The organism is Sulfitobacter sp. HNIBRBA3233 (genome assembly GCF_040149665.1).
Classification (GTDB): Bacteria; Pseudomonadota; Alphaproteobacteria; order Rhodobacterales; family Rhodobacteraceae; genus Sulfitobacter; species Sulfitobacter marinivivus.
This window is the reverse complement of the sequence record NZ_JBEFLP010000001.1, coordinates 406,766-429,091: the sequence shown is the minus strand read 5'-3', so window position 1 is coordinate 429,091 and position 22,326 is coordinate 406,766. Positions and strand designations below refer to the sequence as shown.

Below are 22,326 nucleotides of genomic sequence, written 5' to 3'. Positions count from 1 at the left end.
CGGGCGGCCCCCTTGCCAGTACCGCCGCGCTGCATCACGCTGCCCGCGACTGAACAGGAGCCCCCATGCCCGGCAAACGCATCTCCTTTCCCGGCCACGACGGCAGCCCGCTCGCGGCGCGTCTCGATATGCCCGCAGGGCCGCATCTGGGCACCGCGCTCTTTGCCCATTGTTTCACCTGCGGCAAGGATATCCCCGCCGCGCGCCGCATTGCCGACCGGCTGGCGGCCACGGGCATCGCGGTGCTGCGATTCGATTTCACCGGCCTCGGGCATTCACAGGGAGAATTCGGGAATACGACGTTTACATCCAACGTGGACGATCTGGTCGCCGCCGCCGCGTGGCTGAAGGGCGAAGGGATGGCCCCCGATCTTCTGGTCGGTCACAGCCTCGGCGGTGCGGCGGTCATTGCCGCGCGGGCGCGCATCGACAGCGTGCGCGCCGTGGCAACCATCGGCGCGCCCTTCGATCCCGCCCATGTCACCCGCCATTTCGCCGATGCCCTGCCCGCCATCGAACGCGACGGCAGCGCCGAGGTCACCCTCGCGGGCCGGTCCTTCACCATCGGGCGCGCCTTTGTCGAGGATACCTCCGCCGCCCGCCTCGAGGAGGCGCTGTCAAACCTCGACGCAGCGCTTCTGGTGCTCCATTCGCCGCGTGACACCGTGGTGGGCATCGACAACGCCACCCGAATTTTCGTCGCGGCCAGACATCCCAAAAGCTTTGTCACGCTGGATGACGCCGACCACCTCGTCACCCGCCCCGCCGATGCCGATTACACCGCCGAGGTCATCGCCGCGTGGTCCGCGCGCTATATATCGCGCCGCGCGCCCGCGCCGCCGGTGGGCACCCCAGAAGGCGTCGTGCGGGTCTCGGAAGCGGACCCCGACGGGTTCTTGCAGGACATCACCGCCGGTAGCCAGCTGCACCTGCGCGCGGACGAACCACTTGCCTACGGCGGCACCAATCGCGGCATGTCGCCCTACGGGTTCCTGTCGGCCAGCCTCGGGGCCTGTACGTCGATGACGATCCGTATGTACGCGCGCCGCAAGGACTGGCCGCTTGAGCATGTCGCCGTCGATGTCAGCCACGAGAAGGTGCACGCACAGGACGCGGGTGTGGGAACGGACGAACGCATCGACCGCTTCCTGCGCCGCATTCGCCTGACCGGGCCCGACCTGACCGACGACCAGCGCGACCGGCTCATGCAGATCGCCGACCGATGCCCCGTGCACCGCACGCTGGAGCGGTCGTCGACCATCGCGACCGAACGCGCGTCACCCGACCCCGCTGAATAGCGAACCCCTCGGCCTGCCATCCCCCGCGCCCCATGTCCCACGTCCCGCAGATGACGCCGCGGAACGCGGCAGGCTTGTCCTTGGACGCCGGTCGGTCTATGCCGCGCGGGAACCCCGCTGCCCTTTCTCCACAAGGAATCTCCTCGCATGATCCCCCGTTACGCCCGCCCCGATATGGTCGCCATCTGGTCCCCCGAACAGAAATTCCGCATCTGGTACGAGATCGAGGCCCACGCCTGCGATGCCATGGCCGATCTGGGCGTGATCCCCCGCGAAAACGCCGAGGCCGTCTGGAAAGCCAAGGATGTGGAATTCGACGTGGCCCGCATCGACGAGATCGAGGCCGTGACAAAACACGACGTCATCGCCTTCCTGACGCATCTGGCCGAACACGTGGGCGCCGACGAGGCGCGCTTTGTCCATCAGGGCATGACATCGTCCGACGTGCTCGACACCTGCTTCAACGTGCAGCTTACACGCGCCGCCGATATCCTGATCGCGGACGTCGAGGCGCTGCTGGCGGCGCTGAAACGCCGTGCCATGGAACACAAGATGACGGTGCGCGTCGGCCGCAGCCACGGCATCCACGCAGAACCCACCACCATGGGCCTGACCTTCGCGCGCTTTTACGCCGAGATGGACCGCAACCTGCGCCGCCTGCGCACCGCGCGCGACGAAGTCGCCACCGGCGCGATTTCCGGTGCCGTCGGCACCTTCGCCAACATCGACCCCGCGGTCGAGGAACACGTCTGCGCCAAGATGGGCCTCACACCGGAGCCGATCAGCACGCAGGTGATCCCCCGCGACCGCCACGCCGCGTTCTTTGCGACGCTCGGCGTCGTCGCCTCCTCGATCGAGAACGTCGCGATCGAAATCCGCCATATGCAGCGCACCGAAGTGCTGGAAGGCGCGGAATTCTTCTCCATGGGCCAGAAAGGCTCCAGCGCGATGCCGCACAAGAAAAACCCCGTGCTGACGGAAAACCTCACCGGTCTGGCGCGGCTTGTGCGGATGACGGTGATCCCCGCGATGGAGAACGTCGCGCTCTGGCACGAGCGTGACATTTCGCATTCCTCGGTCGAGCGCGGGATCGGCCCCGACGCCACGGTCACCCTCGATTTCGCGCTGAACCGTCTGACAGGCGTGATCGACAAGATGCTGATCTTCCCCGACAACATGCTCGACAACATGAACAAATTCCCCGGCCTCGTCATGTCCCAGCGGGTGCTGCTGGCCCTGACGCAAGCGGGCGTCAGCCGCGAGGACGCCTATGCCATGGTCCAGCGCAACGCCCTGAAGGTCTGGGAGGAACGCACCGATTTCCGCGAGGAGCTTCTGGCGGATGCGGATGTCGTCAACGCCCTCGGGGTGGATGCGATCAACGAGAAATTCAACCTCGACTACCACACCAAACACGTCGACACGATCTTCGCCCGCGTCTTCGGCGACTGATCGCGCGACCGCATGACTGCCCGTTTCGCGGGCGCTCCTGATCCCGCAGGCTGCGACAAAACGCGCCCTGCGGGATTTTTCTTTGTGCGAAACGCTGGCCGCGCTAACCTTGGTTCACGCAACAAAGGAGTAATACTGAATGAAACTGAAGATTGCCCTGACCACCGCCGCCCTCCTTCTGGCTCCGACACTCACGCTCGCCGCCGGATGCAACTACGACAAGCAGGCGATGTCCTGCGCCGAAGGCACGGTCTACGACAGCGCCAGCAACAGCTGCGTGGCCACCACAACCTGAGTTTTGCACAGGGGCGCGCCAGCGCCCCTTGCACGATAATGTGACTGCCCGTCGATCGCGCATCGCTTTCCGGCGGGCTTTTTCGGTTTAATGTTTCGGGGCAGCGGTCCACGTCCCGTGGTCTCGATTTTATGGAGTGTATCCGGATGCGCCTTGCCCTCAGCCTCGCCCTCTTCGTCGCCCTGCCCGTCGCGGGCTTTGCCGGCGGCGACGAAACCGCCCCGCCGAAACCTGCCGTGAAATGCGACTCCGGCTTCGTCTACGACGAAAAGACCAAGAAATGCGTCAGCGCCACAAACCACCGGCTTGATGTCGACACGCTCTATCAGGCGGTGCGCGCGCTGTCTTACGAAGGGCGGTATGCCGACGCGCAGGCCGTGCTTGCCGCAATGCCGGCCGAGGATGACCGCACGCTGACCTACATGGGGTTCACCCACCGCAAGATGGGCCAGACCGATGTGGCGATGGCATATTACGCCCGCGCGCTCGACCGCAATCCAGCCAACGTGCTGGCACGGTCCTACATGGGCCAGGGCTTTGTCGAGGCGGGAAATATCGCCGCAGCACTGGACGAATTGCGCGCGATCCGCGCCCATGGCGGCACCGGCACTTGGGCCGAGGCATCCCTGCGCACGGCCATCGCCACGGGGCAGACCTTCAACTGGTAGCACCGGCCGCACCGCGCGTCCGCCCCCCACCGGCGCGGCCTTCGCGGGCGGCGCCGTTTTTCGTGGCGCGGGCGCTATTGCGGGTGCCGCGCTTCAGTGCTTGTTCATCTTTTTGCGCGATCACGGGGGCCGGTATCCGCAGCCCCGAGGTCTCTCCATGTCATCGCTCGCCCCCGTTGCCTTCGTCGCGCAGAACACCGCCCCCGACCTTGCCGGCGCCGACCGTCCGCGTCTGGTTCCCGATACCAGCCTCAGCCAGCGCGCGAAGGCGGCCATCGTCGTGCGCCTGCTGATCAACGAAGGCGCCGATATCCCGCTGGAGGACCTGCCCGCCGATCTTCAGGCCGAGCTGACGCACCAGATGGGCGCGATGCGCATGATCGACCGCGCCACGCTGGCAGCCGTCGTCGAGGAATTCACCGACGCGCTCGACGCGGTGGGGCTTTCGTTCCCGGGTGGCATCGCCGGTGCGCTTGACGCGCTGGAGGGGCGGATCAGCCGCGAGACCGCCAAACGCCTGCGCAAGGAAGCGGGCGTGCGCGCCGCGGGCGATCCGTGGAAACGCCTGCGCGCGCTGGAGCCCGAAGTGCTGGAGGAGATCGTGCGCGGCGAAAGCATCGAGGTCGCCGCGGTCCTTTTGTCCAAACTCGACGTGAAGCCCGCCGCCGCCCTGCTGGGCCGCCTGCCCGGCCCGCTGGCACGGCGCATCACCTACGCGGTTTCCCTCACCGCCGAGGTGACGCCCGCCGCCGTCGACCGCATTGGCCTATCGCTTGCCGCCCAGATCGACGAGCGGCCCGAGACCGCCTTTGGCACTGCCGCCGCCGAACGTCTGGGGGCGATACTGAACTCCTCCTCCACCCCCATCCGCGACGATGTGCTGAACGGCTTGCAGGAAACCGATCTGGCGCTCGCCGATGCCGTGCGGCGCGCGATCTTTACCTTCGGCAACATCCCCGCGCGCGTCGATCCGCGCGATATCCCCCGCATCCTGCGCCTTGCCGATCCGGTACAGCTGCGCATCGCCATGGCCGGGGCCGAGGCGCAGGGATTTGCCGAGGCCCGCGATTTCATCCTCGAAAATATGTCCAGCCGCATGGCCGAACAGCTGCGCGAAGAGATGCAGGAGCTCGGCAAGGTCAAACCGGCGGACGCCGACGAGGCCATGCAATCGGTCATCGCCGTGATCCGCGATATGGAAGAAGGCGGCGAACTGGCCCTGATCGATCCCGACGACACCGAGGACGAGACTGCCTGACCAAGCCTTGTTGTGGCGCGGCGGGAAAGCTATGTCTGGAAATCCGTCCCCGAGACAGAGGTTTCATGTCCACCGCCCGTTCGTCCAAGGATCCCTCCTTTGCCCGCAAGTCCGGCCACTATGTCAGCAACCTGCTGATCGTGGGCCTGATCCGGCTGGCGCTGACCCTGCCCTACGCGCGGCGCGTGCGGTTCATGGGCTGGATGGTGGAACGTGTGATCGGCCCGCTCGCCGGTTACCGCCGCAGCGCGCTCGACAATCTTGAACTGGTCTGGCCCGACACCCCGCGCGCCGACCGCGAACGCATCGCCGCCGCCTGCCTCAACAACGTCGGGCGCACCTTCATCGAGAATTATTCCTCCGATGACTTCCCCGAGCGGATGGCCGGCAACCCGCTGACGGGCCCCGGTGTCGCGGCCCTCGAAGAGGCCGCCAAAGACGGGCGGCCCGTGGTGCTGGTGACCGGCCACTTCGGCAATTACGAGGCGACGCGCGCCGCGCTCGTTGCGCGGGGGTTCGATATCGGCGGGCTCTACCGTGATATGAAGAACCCCTATTTCAACGCACATTACGTCAAGACGATGGAGGCCTTCGGTGGCCCGGTCTTCCCGCAAGGGCGGCGCGGCACGGCGGGCTTCGTGCGCCATCTCAAGGACGGCGGGCAGCTGGTGCTGCTGTTCGACCAGCATGTGTTCGGCGCGCCGACTTTCGATTTCCTCGGTCAGCCCGCGAACACGGCGATGTCGGCGGCGGAACTCGCGCTGCGCTACGATGCGCCGCTGATCCCCTTCTACGCCGTGCGCCAGCCCGACGGATTGTCATTTGAAACCACGCTCGAAGCGCCGGTGCCCCCGACCGACCCCGAGACCATGACGCAGGCCATCACCGACAGCCTGGCCGCACGTGTGCGCGCGCACCCCGAACAATGGTTCTGGGTCCACCGCCGCTGGCGTCCGGAAAAGAAACCCTAGTCGAGGATCGCCGCCGCGCGAATAGCGCCCGCACCGGCGTCCTGCACCAGCACGACCACCGGATCGGTGCCCTCCACCGACGCCGTCACCGCCAGCTCGGAGGCACCGTCCCACGTGCCGATGGCCCGCCAGTTATAGGCGATATTGCTGTACTCGATGGTTTTGCCGCTGTTTTCGCCCCGCGTGATCTCGCTGGTCTGCGTGGGCATCAACCGCACCAGATGCACCTCCATCGGGCCTGCCAGATCGGCCAGTGCTTCGGCGCGCACCGACAGCGTGTCGCCGTCGCGCGTGAGCTCCAGATCGATGCTGCGCGGCGCCTCCTTGTGCTCGGCAATCGCCTTGGACAACGCCATAGGCTTCGCGCCGACGATGTCGGTCTCGCCGTTGACGATGATCTCGGGCGTATAGATCGAACGCCTGCCGGCGGTCTGCGCATAGGCCCGCTGGCGGTCCGCATGGCCGGGCACCGCATATTCGTCGGCCCAACCGATGTAGTCCCAATAATCCACGTGCAGCGCGATGGCGATGACATCCTCGCGCTCGCTCAGCGCCAGAAACATCTCGTCCGCGGGCGGGCAGCTTGAGCAGCCCTGCGAGGTGAAAAGCTCGACAACCACCGGGCGCTGCTCGGCCCAGAGGGGCTTCGCAAGCGACAGCATGGCCCCGGTCAGGGCACAGCCTAGGGGCTTGAGGGCACGGATCATCATGATTCCAACTCCGGCGTCAGGGTGTACGACAGATAACGGCACAGACCCGAAACTACCAATCAACGTTTCGAGAGAGCACCGTTACAAAGCGATCGTTGCGGATTTGCGCTTTCTTTTGTGTACTATGGTATACAATGACCGCCTTTGCAGTTGAATTGCCGCGCGCGATGCGGCATCTACATCTTGAATTAATCGCTTGTAGCCAACCCCCGGAACGGAGCCACATATGCCTATCATCGTCGGTCAGGATACTGCCAAGACGCGCAAGACGCTTACCGCCGGCGACCAGTCGGTCGCCTATTATTCGATCCCCGCCGCCGAGGCCGCAGGGCTTGGCGATTTTTCCAAGCTGCCCGCGGCGCTGAAGGTCGTTCTGGAAAACATGCTGCGCTTCGAGGACGGCAAGACCGTCACCGTCGACGACATCAAGGCATTCGCCGAATGGGCGACCAAGGGCGGCAAGAACCCCCGCGAGATCGCCTATCGCCCCGCCCGCGTTCTGATGCAGGACTTCACCGGCGTGCCCGCCGTGGTCGACCTTGCCGCGATGCGCGACGGTCTGGTGGCGCTGGGTGGCAATGCCGACAAGATCAACCCGCTGAACCCTGTCGATCTGGTCATCGACCACTCGGTGATGATCGACGAATTCGGCAACCCGCGCGCGTTCCAGATGAACGTGGACCGCGAGTACGAGCGCAACATCGAACGCTATACCTTCCTCAAGTGGGGCCAGAAGGCGTTCAACAACTTCCGCGTCGTACCGCCCGGCACCGGCATCTGCCATCAGGTGAACCTTGAATATCTGGCCCAGACCGTCTGGACCGACAAGGACCAGCACGGCGATGAAGTCGCGTATCCCGACACGCTGGTCGGCACCGACAGCCACACCACCATGGTCAACGGCATGGCCGTACTGGGCTGGGGCGTCGGCGGGATCGAGGCGGAGGCAGCGATGCTCGGCCAGCCGATCTCGATGCTGATCCCGGAGGTCGTGGGCTTCGAGCTGACCGGCCAGATGATGGAAGGCACCACCGGTACCGATCTGGTGCTGAAGGTCGTCGAGATGCTGCGCGAAAAGGGCGTGGTCAACAAGTTCGTGGAATTCTACGGTGACGGCCTCGACAACCTGCCGTTGGCGGACCGTGCGACCATTGCCAACATGGCTCCCGAATACGGCGCCACCTGCGGCTTCTTCCCGATCGACGGCGAGACGCTGCGCTACATGCGCACCACAGGCCGCGACGAAGACCGCATCGCGCTGGTCGAAGCCTACGCCAAGGAAAACGGCATGTGGCGCGACGCAAGCTATGCGCCCGTCTATACCGACACGCTGAGCCTCGACATGGGGACAATCGTGCCCGCGATTTCCGGTCCGAAGCGGCCGCAGGACTTCATCGCGCTGACCGAGGCGCACACCGCCTTTGCCGACTACGTCAAGGGCGTGCGCGAAGGCAAGGACGGCTCCGCCAACGCCGAGATCCGTTGGGAAGGTGAAGGCGGCCAGCCCGAGCCACGCGACATCCCCGGCGACGAAGGCCATCACAAGCGCGGCTACGTCATGACCGAAGATGGCAACTACCAGCTGCACGACGGCTCGATCGTGATCGCGTCGATCACCTCCTGCACAAACACCTCGAACCCCTACGTGATGATCGGTGCGGGCCTTGTGGCGCGCAAGGCGCGTGAGCTGGGCCTGACGCGCAAGCCATGGGTCAAGACATCGCTGGCGCCGGGATCGCAGGTCGTTTCCGCCTATCTCGAAGCGGCGGGCCTTCAGGAAGATCTGGACGCTATCGGCTTCAACCTCGTGGGCTACGGCTGCACCACCTGCATCGGCAACTCCGGCCCGCTGGACCCGCCGATCAGCAAGGCGATCAACGAATACGACCTGATCGGCACGTCGATCCTGTCGGGCAACCGCAACTTCGAGGGCCGGATCAGCCCCGATGTGCGGGCGAACTACCTCGCCTCGCCACCGCTGGTCGTGGCCTATGCGCTGGTGGGCGACATGAACGTCGATCTGGCGAACGGCGTGCTGGGTCAGGACAAGGACGGCAACGACGTCTACCTGAAAGACATCTGGCCCTCGACAAAGGAAATCGCGGAGCTGGTCGAGCAGACCGTCACCCGCGACAGTTTCCAGGAGAAATACGCCGACGTCTTCAAGGGCGACGAGAAATGGCAGGACGTGGAAACCACCGACGCCAAGACCTATGACTGGCCACCGCAGTCCACCTACGTGCAGAACCCGCCCTACTTCCAGGATATGTCCCCCACCCCCGGTACGATCACCAACATCGAGAATGCCAAGGTGCTCGCGGTTCTGGGCGACATGATCACGACCGACCACATCAGCCCCGCCGGTTCGTTCAAGGAAAGCACACCCGCCGGCCAGTATCTGGTCGAGCGTCAGGTGCCGGTGCGGGAGTTCAACTCCTACGGATCGCGCCGCGGCAACCACGAGGTGATGATGCGCGGCACCTTCGCCAACATCCGCATCCGCAACGAGATGCTGGACGATGTCGAGGGCGGCTATACCAAGGGCCCCGACGGCGAACAGATGTCGATCTTCGATGCGGCGATGAAGCATCAGGAAAACGGCACGCCGCTGGTGATCTTCGGTGGTGAGCAGTATGGCGCGGGATCCTCGCGCGACTGGGCCGCGAAGGGCACCGCCCTTCTGGGTGTGAAAGCCGTGATCGCCGAGAATTTCGAGCGTATCCACCGCTCGAACCTTGTCGGCATGGGTGTCATCCCGTTCGAATTCACCAACGGCGACACACGCAAGTCACTGGGTCTGACCGGCGATGAAACGGTCAGCATCAAGGGTCTCGACACGATCACACCGCTTGCCGAAGTGCCCTGCGAGATCACGATGGCGGACGGTACGGTCAAGGAGATCACGCTGAAGTGCCGGATCGATACCGCGATCGAGATCGAGTACATCGAGCACGGCGGCGTGCTGCACTACGTGCTGCGCAACCTCGCCAACGAGGATGTCGCGGCGGAATAAGCCCCGCCTGCCACGACCGCAAACACCGACCCGCCGCGCATCGCGTGGCGGGTTTTTTCGTGCGCCTGTTGCACGGGCGCGGGCAACAGGCCATTCTGATCTCGGCCTCCAACCGGTTACCCACGGGTAACATATTGTAAATGAATGATTAATTTTCGCACCCCCTCCTCTGGTGTGCAACAGCGAAAGGCGTGTCGGAATGTCGGAAGTTGTTCTTGTCACCGGGGCCGCCCGCGGGATCGGGCGGGCGATTGCATCGGATCTGGCGCGGGATCACCGGGTCGCGGTGACCTATCACAGCACGGCGCCCGACGCGCTTCTGGGCGCGCATCCGGACATCCACGCCATCGCGGCGGATCTGACCGATCCGGCGGCGGCGGACACCATCGTCAAGCGGGTCATGGACAAGTTCGGACGGATCGACGTGATCGTGAACAACGCGGGCGCCCTGCTGCCCGATGACGAAGACGACGGGCGCAACATGGCCGTGAACGTCGCCGCGCCCGCCGCGCTGCTGGGGGCCGCCCTGCCGCATCTGGCGGCGGGGGCGCGGATCGTCAGCATTTCGTCGGTGAACGCGGTGCTGCCCGCCCTCGGCGCGACCAGCTATTCGGCAAGCAAGGCCGCGCTCAACACATGGACGCGCGGCATGGCGCGGGAGCTGGGGCCGCGTGGCATCCGGGTGAATGCCGTCGCCCCCGGCGCGATCGAGCGCAGCGGAAGCCCGCGTCCGAAGGCGCTGGTCGAGAAATTCGCGGAGCTGACCGCGCTGGGACGGGTCGGTGTGCCCGATGACATCGCACCGGTGGTGCGCTTCCTGATATCGGACGCGGCGCGCTGGATCACCGGCGAGGTCATCACGGTATCGGGGGGCTACAGGCTATAACGGAGGTGAGTGGAAAATCCGGTTGTAATTATCGATAAAGATCCGCATATCACCGCGCCAATGCTTCAAGCTTGAAGCTCTTGGAATGAAAGCGGAGGACCTTTTTCCATGCTAAACGCCATTTCGCGCCCGATGGTGCGTCTCGTCGACCGGTATCTGCCGGACCCGTTTGTCTTTGTCACCGCCCTGACGCTGATCGCCGCCGTGGCGGCCATGGCCGTGCAGGGCAGCACGCCGATGGAGGTGGTCACCTACTGGGGCGACGGCTTCTGGGCGCTTCTGTCGTTTTCCATGCAGATGCTGCTGGTACTGGTGACCGGCTATATGATGGCCTCGACCCCGCTGGTGCGGCGCGGTCTGGCGGCGCTGGCCGGCATGGCCCGCAGCCCCGGTGGTGCGATCCTGCTGGTCAGCTTCGTGTCGCTGGCGGCCAGCTGGATCAACTGGGGGTTCGGCCTTGTGGTCGGGGCCTTGTTTGCCAAGGAGCTCGCGCGTCTTGTGCGGGTCGATTACCGGCTGCTGGTCGCATCGGCCTATTCGGGGTTCATCGTCTGGCACGGCGGTCTGGCGGGGTCTGTCCCGCTGTCGATCGCGACCGAGGGGCATCCCTTTGCCGATATCACCGGCATCATCCCCACGTCCGAGACGATCTTTTCGCCCTTCAACCTCGCCATCGTGGTCGCGCTGTTTGTCGTGGTGCCGCTGGTGAACCGCGGCATGATGCCGAAAGAGGAGGAGAGCGTCTTTATCGATCCTGCCCTGCTGGAGGAAGAACGCCGCGAAATTCCCGAAGACCGCACGCCAGCGGAATATCTGGAGACCACGCCGGCGCTGTCGATGCTGATCGGTGCGGGTGGAGTTGCATGGCTGATCCAGTATTTCATGGCCGGCAACGGGCTGTCGCTGAACGTGATCAACTTTGCCTTCCTGACGGCGGCGATCATCTTGCACGGCACGCCGCGCAACCTGCTGGACGCGCTGACCGATGCGGTAAAGGGCGGCGCGGGCATCGTGATCCAGTTCCCCTTCTACGCGGGCATCATGGCAATCATGGTGCAGACAGGTCTCGCGGCCACCGTGTCGACCGGATTCGTCAATCTGGCGTCCGAGACGACGCTGCCGTTCTTTGCCTTTATCTCGGCCGGGATCGTGAACTTCTTCGTCCCGTCGGGCGGCGGTCAGTGGGCCGTGCAGGCACCGGTGATCCTGCCCGCAGCCGAAGCGCTGGGTGTGGATCTGGCGCGGGCCTCGATGGCCGTGGCATGGGGTGATGCCTGGACCAATATGGTCCAGCCGTTCTGGGCGCTGCCGATCTTGGGCATTGCGGGCCTGCGCGCCAAGGACATCATGGGCTTTTGCGTCATCCACCTTGCGATCACGGGCGTGATCATCAGCCTTGGCCTGACGTTCATCTGAAGGAGCGGGTGGCGGGGGGTCAGCCCCCCGCTGCCTCTGCCGCAGCCTCTGCCTCGCGCAGGGCGGGCAGGAAGCGCTGTTCGTAGTCGCTGCCGACCAGCGGACCCGCGAAGCGAAACAGGACTGTCCCGTCACCGCCCAGAATGAAGGTTTCGGGCGGGGCGGTGACGCCCCAGTCGATGGCCGTGCGGCCCTGCGGGTCGAAACCGACACCGGCGAAGGGGTTGTCGTCGTCACGCAGATATTTGGTGGCCGCCCCTTCTGTGTCCTTGAAGTTGATGCCGATGATGTTCATGCCCTCGGCCTGCATCTGCAACAGCTTGGGATGCTCGGCGCGGCAGGGCGGGCACCAGCTGGCCCAGAAATTCACCAGCGTCACATCGCCCGTTGCCAGCATATCCGCCGTAGCGGGCGGGAAATCGGCCAGCGCGCGGTCGGGCACACCCGGTGCGGGCTGTCCCACCAGCGTCGAGGGCAGGCCCTCGGGGTCGTCGCGGTACATACCCACGGCGGCAAGGCCCACGAAAGCGGCGAAAATGATCGGCGGCGCCAGCATGAGGGGGCTGATTTTAGCCATTGTGCCGCGCCTCCGCTTCGGTGCGTGCCAGTTCGGCGCGCGCGCGGCGTCCGCTGCGCAGCGTCACCACAAGAAGCCCCGCCAGCAGCAGCAGCGACAGACCGTATGCGCTGAGCACTTCGGCGGCGTATTTTCCGAGATCGGGCATCAGGCCCTCCTGTCCATACGGGTTGAAAGCGCGCGGGCGCGGCGCAGCGAAATCTCGGTTCCCGTGCGGTAGAGCACGAGCGCCAGAAACAGCAGCGTGAAGCCCGCGATGGAGATCACCAGCGGCAGCCAGAACACGTTTGATATATTCTCTTCCTTGTCGAGCGACAGCGACGCCCCCTGGTGGAGGCCCTGGCTCCAGAAGAAGACCGCGTAGCGCGACATCAGCGCGAAGACCGACCCCACGAGACAGAGGATCGAGGTGAGATCGGCGGCGGTGTCGGGGTCCTCGATGGCGGCCCAGAGCGCGATATAGCCGAGGTAGAACAGGAACAGGATGAGGAAGGAGGTCAGGCGCGGGTCCCATGCCCACCAGGTGCCCCACATCGGCTGGCCCCAGATCGCCCCGGTCAGCAGCCCGATGACCGTCATCACCAGACCGACGGGCGCTGCCGCCTTGGCCGCCAGCGCGCTGACATGGTGGCGGCGCACCAGCCAGACCAGCGAGGCCAGAAGCATCATGATCCAGGCGTTGATCGCGATCCACGCGGCGGGCACGTGCAGATAGATGATCTTGACCGTCGAGCCCTGGCGGAAGTCATCGGGCGTGCCGAAGAACCCCCAGATGAGGCCCGTGGCGATGCCGAGCGCCGCAAGGCCCCATGCATAGGGTTGCACCTTGGCGCTGAGGGCCAGAAACCTGACCGGATTTGCGTATTCCCAGACTGACATGAGGGGTATCTAAGTCTCCGTTTGCCGTGGCTCAATGCCATACGCGCGCTTCACCGGATTGTCATCCGCAAGGCCGCTGCTGCGGCGAAGGGCAGCAGCGCGATGGTGCCGAGGCTGATGCCCGCGAGCAGCAGGAGCGGCGTTTCGACCGCCATGCCCTGTGCGCCGCGCCGCGCGGCCTCGGCCCCGAAAATCAGCGTGGGCACGTAGAGAGGCAGCACCAGAAGCGACAGCAGCAGGCCGCCGCGCTTGATGCCCACCGTCAGCGCCGCCCCGAAGGTGCCGATCATCGACAGCGCAGGCGTGCCGAGCGCCAGCGACACCACGAGCCACAGGTATCCCTCAGGCGGCAGGCTGAGCAGCACCCCCAGCGCGGGGGCGGCCACCACCAGCGGCAGGCCCGTCGTGATCCAATGTGCCAGCCCCTTGATCGCGAGCGCCGCTTCCAGCGGCAGGGGTGCCGTGACGAGCACGTCCAATGTGCCATCCTCGAAATCCAGCGCCAGCAGCCGGTCCAGCGACAGAAGGCAGGCCAGAAGCGCCCCCAGCCACAGGACGCCCGGCGCGATGGAGGCCAGCAGCGCCGACTGCGGGCCGACGCTGAAGGGCACCAGAACCGTGAGGATCAAAAAGAACGCGAGTCCGAGGCCGAATCCCCCTCCCGCCCGCAGGGCGAGGCGGAGGTCGCGCACCAGCAGCGCGATCACAGAAAGGCCTCGTCACTGGCGCCGAGGCGGTCGTCAGCCGCGGCGCGCAGGGCCGTCACGTCGAAAACCCGCGCCTCAAGCCCGAGGTCGATATGGGTGGCGATGAGCGCGCTGCCACCCTGCCCCAGATGCGCGCGCACCGCATCGGCAAAGAGGCTCACCGCACCGGCATCGAGAGACACGGTCGGTTCGTCCAGTATCCACAGGCTTCGCCCCGTCACCAGAAGCCGCGCCAGACCCGCGCGGCGTTTCTGCCCCGCCGAGAGCGTGCCGGCAGGCCGGTCGGCAAGCGGCGTCAGCGCGTAGGCGGCCAATGCGGGGGCGATGTCGTGCTGGCCGTAGACCCGCGCCCAGAAGCGCAGGTTCTCGGCCACGGTCAGCGCCGATTTCAGACCGTCGGCGTGACCGGCGTAGGCCACGGATTCCTCTGCCCCCTCGATGCTGCCCGCGAGCGGCGGTTGCAGCCCCGCGATGGCGCGCAGCAGCGTCGTCTTGCCCGCCCCGTTCGGCCCGCGCAGGATCAGCGCCTGCCCCGCATCGAGCCCGAAGGACACGCCGCCCAGAACCGGCACGCCGCCACGGGCGACGGCCACATCTGTCAGGCGCAGGCCCAAGGATCAGATCGGGAGAAGGGCAAGGGCGACGCGGCGGCCCTCGCTCAGCAGGATGTTGTAGGTGCGTGCGGCGGCGGGCGAGGACATGCTTTCGACGCCCGCACCGGCCGCTTCGATCCGGTCGCGCAGCGCCTCGGGCAGATGGGCGATTTCGGCGCCCATGCCGATAAAGATCACATCGGCCTCGGCCACCAGGTCGGCCAGCGCGTCCACATCGTCCAGCCCGCCCCATGTGCGCGTGCCGGAGGGGGACGTGATGACCGGCCCTTCGATCACCGTGCCGCCGATGCGGAAAAAACCGGGGCCGTAGCCGTCGACCGGCTTGGCGTCATTGAATACGATTTCATTCAGTCTCATACGGCTAACCTAGTCCCACAAGGGCAGCGCGGAAAGGGCAGAAACGGCGATAATCGCGTAGGCGGCGATCCGGTAGAGCCGCTCAAGCGACTGCCGGAAGAGCGCCGCGCCGATCAGGTTGCCGGTGATGTTCGGCACGGCCAGCAGCGCGCCGATGACCAGCGCCTCGGCCAGGAGCCGCCCGTTGGCCGCGTAGACCCCCAGAAGCATCAGGTCGTAGGCGAACAGATAGAGCAGGATGGTTGCCCGCGTGACGCGCGCGGGCTGCACGCTGGCAAGGTAGAGCGTGATGATCGGCGGTCCGGGCACGCCGACCGCCCCGCCCAGCAGCCCGGCCATCCCGCCGGTGCCGTAGACAAGCGGCGGCGTCAGCGCACCGGTGTAGCGCAGCCCCCCGATCAGAAGCCCCAGCGTCAGCAGCGCCACCGTGCTGAGCGCGTAACGGAACACCGCCGGATCGACGAGCAGCAAGAGTGCCACGCCCAGCGGCAGCGCCACGGCGGTGGCAAGCAAAAGCCGCCCCAGATCGCGCAGATGCGCGTCGCGCAGCGCGCGCCGCAGGATCGGAACGGGCCCGGCAAGATCCGCGATGGTCATGGCGGTGATGCCCGCGACCGGCCCCAGCAGGGCCGCCGCCGCGGGCAGCAGCACAAGGCCCGACCCGAAGCCCGCGAAGCCGCGCACCAGCCCCGCGACGAGCGAGACGAAAACAAGCCAGCCCAGCCCCGGTGTACCGAGGGCCGAGGCCAGCGCGTCAGGCATCTATGTTGGCGAACTGGTTTCCGGCATTGGCGTCGGGTTTCGTCCAGTCACGCTTTACTCCGAAATAAAGCAGGATGGCCGTGGCCACGAAGATCGACGAATACGTTCCGACAACGACACCCCAGATCATCGCGAAGACGAAACCGCGGATCACGTCACCGCCCAGCACGAAAAGCGCGATCAGCGCCAGCAGCGTGGTGACCGATGTCATGAAGGTCCGGCTGAGGGTTTCGTTGATGCTCATATTCAGCACTTCCTTCAGCGGGCGCTGTTTGTACTTGCGCAGGTTCTCGCGGACACGGTCGAAGACGACCACGGTGTCGTTCAACGAATACCCGACGATGGTCAGAAGCGCCGCGATGATCGCAAGATCGAAGCGGATCTGGAGTTCCGAGAAGACGCCGATGGTCAGGACCACGTCATGCACCAGTGCCAGCACGGCCCCCGCAGCGAATTGCCATTCGAACCGCAGCCAGATGTAGATCAGCACCGCCCCGATGGCGAGTGCGACCGCGATGATGGCCGTATTGATCAACTCGCCCGAGACTTTCGGGCCGACGGATTCGACCGAGATGAACTTGATGTCCGGCCTGACCTGGCTCAGCGCGTTCTGGACCGCCTCGATCGTTTCGGTGGTTACCGCCTCCTGTCCGTCCTGCGCCTGAATGCGGATCATGGCGACATTCTGATCGTCGCGGAACTGCGGATCGAAGACTTCGGTAATGGTGATATCGCCAAGTTCCAGCGGCGCGATCGCGTCGCGGTAGACGCCGATCTCGACCGGCAGGGGGCTTTCGGTGCGGATCGTGGTGCCGCCCCGGAAATCGATACCGAAGTTCAGACCCTGCAGCAGGAAGGACCCGAAGGCCACGACCATCATGACGGCGGAAATGCCGAGCCACATCTTCCAGCGGGTGAAGAAATCGAAGGACGTATTCTGTTTGACCAGTCGCAGACGCATATCAGACCTCGATCGTTTTTGGGCGGCGGCGTTCGTACCAGAATACCACCATCAGCCGCGTTACGAAGATGGCCGTAAAGACGGATGTGAGGATGCCAAGCCCAAGCGTGATCGCAAAGCCGCGCACCGGACCCGAGCCCATGGCAAAGAGAATCACCGCCGTGATGAAAGTGGTGATGTTGGCGTCGAGAATCGCGCTGAGCGCTTTCTCGTAGCCCAGTGCGATGGCGCGCGCGGGGCCTTTGGCGGTCAGCAGTTCCTCGCGGATCCGCTCGAAGATCAGCACGTTGGCGTCCACCGCCATGCCGACCGTCAGGACGATACCGGCGATGCCCGGCAGGGTCAGCGTGGCGCCGATCAGGCTGAGCAGACCGAAGAGCAGACCGACGTTGATGATCAGCGCGATATTGGCGAAAATCCCGAAGAGACCGTAGGCCGCGAACATGAAGAAGAGCACCGCAACGAAGGCCACGATGGTGGCGACCTTGCCCGCGTCGATGCTGTCCTGCCCCAGTTCCGGCCCGATGGTGCGTTCTTCGAGGAAATCGAGCCCGGCGGGCAGCGCACCGGCGCGCAGCAGCACGGCAAGGCGGGTTGATTCCTCGACCGTGAAGCGGCCGGTGATGATGCCCGATCCGCCGGGAATATGGCTCTGGATGGTGGGGGCCGATACGACCTCGTCGTCGAGGACGATGGCGAAGGGTGCGCCGATGTTTTCGGCGGTGTAGTCACCGAATTTGCGCGCGCCGGAGGTGTTGAAGCGGAAATTGACGGCAGGCCCGCCGTTCTGGTCGAAGGCGGGCTGCGCATCCACCAGTTCCTCGCCGGTGACCACGGGGGCGCTTTCGATGATGTAGAAGACGCCCTCTTCGTCCAGCGACGGCACGGTCTTGTTGCCGATACCGGCGTTTTCGGTGCCGTCCGTGGTGCGACGCACGACCGGGTTGAAGGTCAGCTGCGCGGTTGTGCCGATGATTTCCTTCAGCTCGGCGGCAGAGCCGATGCCGGGCACCTGAATGAGGATCCGGTCGCTGCCCTGACGCTGGATCGTCGGCTCGCGGGTGCCGACCTCGTCGATGCGGCGGCGGATGATTTCCAGCGACTGCTGCATGGTGCGCTCGTCGGTGGCGGCGCGTTCGGCGTCGGACAGGGTAATCGACAACACGCCGTCGGTGCCCGACACGTCGATGTCGCTGGCGCCCGCGCCTGTCAGCGTCGGAACCGGACGGGCCAGACCGCGAACGATTTCAAGCGCTTCGGCCATTTTCGACGGATCGCTCAGACGCACGCGCAGAAGATCGGGCGCGGCTTCCTGACGGCGCACGGGCGTGAGGCCGCGCAGCGCATCGCGCACTTCGGGCCACATCGCTTCAAGCCGCGCGGCATAGACGTCCGAGGTGCGGACCTCGGCCAGCAGATGCGCGCCGCCGCGCAGGTCGAGCCCGAGGTTGACCAGCCCGTTGGGCATGAAATCGGGCCACAGGTCCGCCTGCGCGCGCAGCTCGGCGGTTTCGCCCTGCTGCTCGATGGATTTCACCGCATCGTTGTGCTGCTCGACCACCGTGTAAAAGGCGTTAGGCAGGGCAAGCCACAGGCCGACCAGACAGGTCAGCACAATCGCGAGACGTTTCCACAGGCTGATCTGGAGCATACCGCCCGCCTTTTGTTATCTGTCAGGTGCTTGGATTACTTCGCCGGTTCGGTCTTGTTGACCACGGTGGCGATGGTGTTCTGGATCACGCGGACCTTCACGCCGTCGGCGATCTCGACTTCGACCTCGCCGTCGTCCTTGACCTTGACGACCTTGCCGACAATGCCCCCCTGCGTGACCACCTGATCGCCGCGGCGCAGCGCCGCGACCATCGCCTGATGGTCCTTCAGCTTCTTCTGCTGCGGTCTGATGAGAAGGAAATACATGATCCCGAAGATCAGGATCAGGGGAATGAATTGCTCGATACCACCCATGGCGCGGTCCTTTCGGTGAAGAGGGGAAGGGCGCGGCACACGCCAACCGTTGCGATTTCGGCAGAACCTATGCCCGGGCACCGGTGTTTGCAAGCGCCCGTGGCCGACAATATCGCGGGGGCCGGTTGCGCGTCTCGTCGCAGGGGCGCGGGGCGCATGAGGCCCCTACCCTCGCGGCGGATTATCGGCCATAAGCGGGCCACGCGATTCAACGACCCTCAAGGAGACGAAGACATGCACGATATCCGCGCGATCCGCGAAAACCCGGATGCTTTCGACGCCGCACTTGCGCGGCGCGGGGATGCTGCGATGTCCTCCGCCATTCTTGAACTCGACGCGGCGCGGCGGGCGAAGATACAGGCCGCCGAAACGGCGCAGGCCGACCAGAACGCCGCGTCGAAACAGGTGGGCGCGGCCAAGGCCAAGGGCGACGAGGCCGAATTCGAACGCCTGCGCGCGCTCGTGGGCGAGAAAAAGGCCGAGGTCGCCGCGATGCAGGCCGAGGCCAAGGCGCTGGACGCGCAGCTGACCGACATGCTGGCGCGGCTGCCCAACAGCCCTGCCGAGGACGTGCCGGACGGTGCGGACGAGGCCGACAATGTCGAAGTGAAACGCTGGGGCGCGCAGCCAAGCTTCGATTTCACCCCCAAGGAACACTACGAGATCGAGGGCGTCGCCCGCGCGATGGATTTCGAGACGGCCACCAAGACATCGGGCGCGCGTTTCGTGATGCTCAAACGCGGGGTGGCGCGCATTCACCGCGCGCTGGCGCAGTTCATGGTCGACACCCACGTCGACGAGAACGGTCTGACCGAGGTGAACTGCCCCGTGCTGGTGCGCGACGAGGCGATGTATGGCACCGACAAGCTGCCGAAATTCGGCGAGGACAGCTATCGCACCGAAGACGGCATGTGGCTGGTACCCACCTCCGAAGTCCCGCTGACCTACACCGTCGCCGAGCAGACGCTCGACGCCGCCGATCTGCCGCGCCGGATGACCGCGCACACGCTGTGCTTCCGGTCCGAGGCGGGCAGCGCGGGGCGCGATACGGCCGGGATGCTGCGCCAGCACCAGTTCGAGAAGGTCGAGATGGTGTCGATCACCCTGCCCGACGCGTCGGACGACGAACAAAAGCGGATGCTGGGCTGTGCCGAAGGCATTCTGGAGCGGCTGGGCATTCCCTACCGCACGGTGATCCTGTGCACCGGCGATATGGGATTCGGCGCACGCCGCACCTACGACATCGAGGCCTGGCTGCCCGGGCAGAATGCCTATCGCGAAATCTCTTCGGTCTCGACAACCGGCGATTTCCAGGCCCGGCGCATGAACGCCCGGTTCAAGCCCGAAGGGGGCGGCAAGCCGCAGTTCGTCCATACCCTGAACGGGTCCGGTCTGGCCGTGGGCCGCTGCCTGATCGCGGTGCTGGAGAACGGCCAGCGCGCCGACGGGTCGGTCGTGCTGCCGCCGGTGCTTGCCCCCTATCTGGGTGGCAAGACCACGCTTTCGGCGGACGGCACGCTGGTCTGATCGACGCGCCGCCTAGCGCCCGGGTTCTTCTTGCGGGCGCCGCGGTTCGCCGATCGGGGCATCGCCGAAGAGGTCGGGCATCAGGTTCTTCAGCGACCGCGGCCGGTAGTCGCGCCGGGCCTTCACCCGCTGGTCCGCGCCCGGATGCAGGTCGATGGGATGACCGGGCCCGCTGCGCCAGCGCAGGAAATTGCCCGCGACCTGATACAGAAACGGCGGCTGGCTGAGCGTGTGGCTATCGGCCAGCGGATCGGGCAGCGGATCGACGAGCGTGTCGCGGTCGATCTCCAGCCCTGCCTGCTGCGCCCCTTCGGCGACCCACGCCAGCGACTGGCCGGTCAGCTTGCGCGCCTTTTCGGCGGAGCCGCCGACGATGGAATGGGTGCCGGTGAACCAGACTTGCTGGTAGGGCCGGTCGGGCGTGCGGTCGCCGCGGTTGAGCCCGGGATGGTCGCGGCTGGCCTCAAGGTTGTCCCAGAGCGCGGGTTTGTAGAACACCCGCCGCTCGTCCAGCGCCACCGCATGGCGGGCGGCCTTGACCATCGAGCTGAGCATGGTGTCGTGGAATTTATACTTGGCGTTCCACAGGTTCGCCACCGGCCCGAGAACGGGTGCCGGGATCCCCAGAGACCCCACGGTGTCCCAGATGCCCAGATAGGTGATCTCGATCTTGGTGAATTCCGCCGGATCGCCGTCCCAGGGGGTGACCGCGCGCCAGTCCATATCGGCGCGTGACGTGGCCACGCGCGGCGACAGGCGGCGGCGTTCCTTGAGGATGCGCAGCGCGTCGGGGTGATTCTCGATCCCCGGCTTGCGGTAGAGCCTGAAGGCGGTGTCGAGCGCGTCATCGGTGACATCTTCGAGAATGCCGCATTTGCGCACCATGCCCGCCAGCGAACGCGCGGTATAGGCGCCCCGCGAGAAGCCGAAGATATAGATCTCGTCGCCCGGCTCATAGGTGTCGCACAGATAGGCATAGGCGCGCTTGATGTTCTCGTTCAGGCCCCAGCCGAAGGCCCCGCCGCCCAGTTTCATGATCGCGCGGGAGAAGATATTCGGCGCGTCCTTGCCGGTGCCGACCCCTTCGAAATAGGCCGTGTGCTGGGCGTTCGTCTTGGCCGTCTTCTCGTACAGGCAGCGCACATGGGTGGTCTGCTTCATGGTCGGGCTGTTCCATGTGCCGTCGCAGAAAATCGCGATCCGTGCCATTGGCGTTGGTCCTTCGCAGGTTAGTCGGGTATTCAGGGGGCGATGCGCCTTGCCGCCATATTTGACCAAAGAGAGACCGATGTCACGACCCGCCAGCGCCTACGCCACCTTCATACTCGCGCTTCTCTTCGCGCTGTCGCCCCTGCTCGTGCCGGATTTCGGAGGGTTCGACGCCGACCAGTTCCCGGTGCCGCAGGAAGATCCGCCCGTGCAACCCGCAGGCTATGCCTTTGGCATCTGGGGGGTGATCTATCTCTGGCTGATCGTGGGCCTGGGATTCGGCGCGCTGAAACGCAAGGACGACGCGGGATGGCACGAGATGCGCAAGCCGCTGGCGGTGTCGCTGGCCGTGGGCACCGCGTGGCTGTCGGTGGCGGTGGCGAGCCCGGTCTGGGCCAGCGTGCTGATCTGGGTGATGCTGCTGACGGCGCTGGTGGCGCTGTTTCGCAGCCCGGTCGGGGACCGGTGGTTCGCCGCCCTGCCCCTCGGCCTCTATGCCGGATGGCTCAGTGCCGCGTCCTGCGTGTCGCTGGGGCTGCTGGCGGCGGGATACGGATACGCCTCCGAAGGGACCGCCGCACTGGGGGCGATATTTCTGGCGCTGGTGATTGCCGCAGGCGTGCAAAGCCAGCTCGGTCGTGCGCCGAGCTACGGCATCGCCGTGATCTGGGCGCTGGTCGCCGTGGTGGTGCAGAACCTCAACACCAACACGACCGTGGCCGCGCTGGCAGCAGGCGGCGCAGTGGCGCTGCTGGTGCCGGTCTACAAGGCGGCGCGCGCCCCCGCGGCCTGAGGCCGCGC

The 22,326-nt window shown here is 65.7% G+C and carries 23 protein-coding genes; 11 read left to right on the top strand and 12 right to left on the bottom strand.

The genetic code is table 11. The annotated features are described in order from the left end of the window. Positions 1–65: 65 nt before the first annotated feature. The 6 genes from ABMC89_RS02050 to ABMC89_RS02025 all read left to right on the top strand — a co-directional run bounded on the left by ABMC89_RS02050 (position 66) and on the right by ABMC89_RS02025 (position 5,942). Entirely contained in the window at positions 66–1,298 is a 1,233-nt protein-coding gene (locus ABMC89_RS02050) for a bifunctional alpha/beta hydrolase/OsmC family protein (protein WP_349564683.1), read from the top strand. A 147-nt stretch (positions 1,299–1,445) separates the two neighbouring features. After that, positions 1,446–2,750, top strand: coding sequence for an adenylosuccinate lyase (gene purB / locus ABMC89_RS02045; RefSeq protein WP_349564681.1), 1,305 nt, complete (start codon positions 1,446–1,448; stop codon positions 2,748–2,750). Positions 2,751–2,889: 139 nt separating this feature from the next. Next, on the top strand, positions 2,890–3,045 hold the full coding sequence (locus ABMC89_RS02040; protein ID WP_349564679.1) for a hypothetical protein: 156 nt from the start codon (positions 2,890–2,892) through the stop codon (positions 3,043–3,045). 146 nt (positions 3,046–3,191) lie between these two features. Further along, positions 3,192–3,713: a tetratricopeptide repeat protein gene (locus ABMC89_RS02035; protein WP_349564677.1), complete on the top strand. Its 522-nt coding sequence runs from the start codon at positions 3,192–3,194 to the stop codon at positions 3,711–3,713. A 157-nt stretch (positions 3,714–3,870) separates the two neighbouring features. After that, positions 3,871–4,971 (top strand): flagellar motor switch protein FliG, encoded by a 1,101-nt coding sequence (locus tag ABMC89_RS02030; protein ID WP_349564675.1) that lies wholly within the window; start codon positions 3,871–3,873, stop codon positions 4,969–4,971. Between the two features lie 65 nt (positions 4,972–5,036). Further along, complete coding sequence (locus tag ABMC89_RS02025; RefSeq protein ID WP_349564673.1) at positions 5,037–5,942, top strand: lysophospholipid acyltransferase family protein; 906 nt, start codon at positions 5,037–5,039, stop codon at positions 5,940–5,942. Here the strand turns inward: ABMC89_RS02025 and ABMC89_RS02020 are convergent. Next, complete coding sequence (locus ABMC89_RS02020; protein WP_349564671.1) at positions 5,939–6,652, bottom strand: DUF1223 domain-containing protein; 714 nt, start codon at positions 6,650–6,652, stop codon at positions 5,939–5,941. The genes ABMC89_RS02025 and ABMC89_RS02020 overlap by 4 nt on opposite strands. 226 nt (positions 6,653–6,878) lie before the next feature. Here ABMC89_RS02020 and acnA point away from each other — a divergent pair, with 226 nt between their 5' ends. The 3 genes from acnA (at position 6,879) to ABMC89_RS02005 (ending at position 11,967) form a co-directional block, all read left to right on the top strand. After that, entirely contained in the window at positions 6,879–9,665 is a 2,787-nt protein-coding gene (gene acnA, locus ABMC89_RS02015; RefSeq protein WP_349564669.1) for an aconitate hydratase AcnA, read from the top strand. Between the two features lie 199 nt (positions 9,666–9,864). Further along, positions 9,865–10,551, top strand: a complete 687-nt coding sequence (locus tag ABMC89_RS02010) for an SDR family NAD(P)-dependent oxidoreductase (RefSeq protein WP_349564667.1) — start codon at positions 9,865–9,867, stop codon at positions 10,549–10,551. A 108-nt stretch (positions 10,552–10,659) separates the two neighbouring features. Continuing rightward, a complete protein-coding gene (locus ABMC89_RS02005; RefSeq protein ID WP_349564665.1) occupies positions 10,660–11,967 on the top strand; it encodes a short-chain fatty acid transporter in 1,308 nt (435 codons plus the stop codon). 19 nt (positions 11,968–11,986) lie between these two features. On the opposite strand, the gene ABMC89_RS02000 is transcribed toward ABMC89_RS02005, so the two are convergent. From ABMC89_RS02000 to yajC, 10 genes are read right to left on the bottom strand one after another with little or no spacing between them, the layout of a single operon-like run. Further along, positions 11,987–12,544: a DsbE family thiol:disulfide interchange protein gene (locus ABMC89_RS02000; protein WP_349564663.1), complete on the bottom strand. Its 558-nt coding sequence runs from the start codon at positions 12,542–12,544 to the stop codon at positions 11,987–11,989. Next, positions 12,537–12,692: a heme exporter protein CcmD gene (gene ccmD / locus ABMC89_RS01995; RefSeq protein ID WP_349564661.1), complete on the bottom strand. Its 156-nt coding sequence runs from the start codon at positions 12,690–12,692 to the stop codon at positions 12,537–12,539. Before ccmD ends, ABMC89_RS02000 begins: the two co-directional genes overlap by 8 nt. Next, complete coding sequence (locus ABMC89_RS01990; protein WP_349564659.1) at positions 12,692–13,423, bottom strand: heme ABC transporter permease; 732 nt, start codon at positions 13,421–13,423, stop codon at positions 12,692–12,694. Before ABMC89_RS01990 ends, ccmD begins: the two co-directional genes overlap by 1 nt. Positions 13,424–13,473: 50 nt before the next feature. Beyond that, on the bottom strand, positions 13,474–14,130 hold the full coding sequence (gene ccmB, locus ABMC89_RS01985) for a heme exporter protein CcmB (protein WP_349564657.1): 657 nt from the start codon (positions 14,128–14,130) through the stop codon (positions 13,474–13,476). Next, the gene (ccmA, locus tag ABMC89_RS01980; RefSeq protein ID WP_349564655.1) at positions 14,127–14,744 is read right to left on the bottom strand and encodes a heme ABC exporter ATP-binding protein CcmA; all 618 of its coding nucleotides are present in this window, start codon (positions 14,742–14,744) and stop codon (positions 14,127–14,129) included. Before ccmA ends, ccmB begins: the two co-directional genes overlap by 4 nt. A 3-nt stretch (positions 14,745–14,747) precedes the next feature. Beyond that, the gene (locus tag ABMC89_RS01975) at positions 14,748–15,101 is read right to left on the bottom strand and encodes an Mth938-like domain-containing protein (protein WP_349564653.1); all 354 of its coding nucleotides are present in this window, start codon (positions 15,099–15,101) and stop codon (positions 14,748–14,750) included. A gap of 9 nt (positions 15,102–15,110) precedes the next feature. Then, positions 15,111–15,863, bottom strand: coding sequence for a TSUP family transporter (locus tag ABMC89_RS01970; RefSeq protein WP_349564651.1), 753 nt, complete (start codon positions 15,861–15,863; stop codon positions 15,111–15,113). Further along, positions 15,856–16,824 (bottom strand): protein translocase subunit SecF, encoded by a 969-nt coding sequence (gene secF / locus ABMC89_RS01965; RefSeq protein ID WP_349564650.1) that lies wholly within the window; start codon positions 16,822–16,824, stop codon positions 15,856–15,858. The genes ABMC89_RS01970 and secF overlap by 8 nt, the downstream gene beginning before the upstream one ends. Before the next feature lies 1 nt (position 16,825). Beyond that, positions 16,826–18,475 (bottom strand): protein translocase subunit SecD, encoded by a 1,650-nt coding sequence (secD, locus tag ABMC89_RS01960; protein WP_349564648.1) that lies wholly within the window; start codon positions 18,473–18,475, stop codon positions 16,826–16,828. Between the two features lie 35 nt (positions 18,476–18,510). Then, the gene (yajC, locus tag ABMC89_RS01955; RefSeq protein WP_349564646.1) at positions 18,511–18,789 is read right to left on the bottom strand and encodes a preprotein translocase subunit YajC; all 279 of its coding nucleotides are present in this window, start codon (positions 18,787–18,789) and stop codon (positions 18,511–18,513) included. 234 nt (positions 18,790–19,023) lie between these two features. Between yajC and serS the strand changes: the two genes are divergently transcribed. Next, the gene (gene serS / locus ABMC89_RS01950) at positions 19,024–20,316 is read left to right on the top strand and encodes a serine--tRNA ligase (RefSeq protein ID WP_349564644.1); all 1,293 of its coding nucleotides are present in this window, start codon (positions 19,024–19,026) and stop codon (positions 20,314–20,316) included. 12 nt (positions 20,317–20,328) lie between these two features. Here serS and ABMC89_RS01945 read toward each other — a convergent pair whose 3' ends face one another. Further along, on the bottom strand, positions 20,329–21,525 hold the full coding sequence (locus ABMC89_RS01945; protein ID WP_349564642.1) for a T6SS phospholipase effector Tle1-like catalytic domain-containing protein: 1,197 nt from the start codon (positions 21,523–21,525) through the stop codon (positions 20,329–20,331). A 79-nt stretch (positions 21,526–21,604) separates the two neighbouring features. On the opposite strand from ABMC89_RS01945, the gene ABMC89_RS01940 reads away from it, so the two are divergent. Then, complete coding sequence (locus tag ABMC89_RS01940) at positions 21,605–22,318, top strand: TspO-related membrane protein (protein ID WP_349564640.1); 714 nt, start codon at positions 21,605–21,607, stop codon at positions 22,316–22,318. The last annotated feature ends 8 nt before the right edge of the window (positions 22,319–22,326 follow it).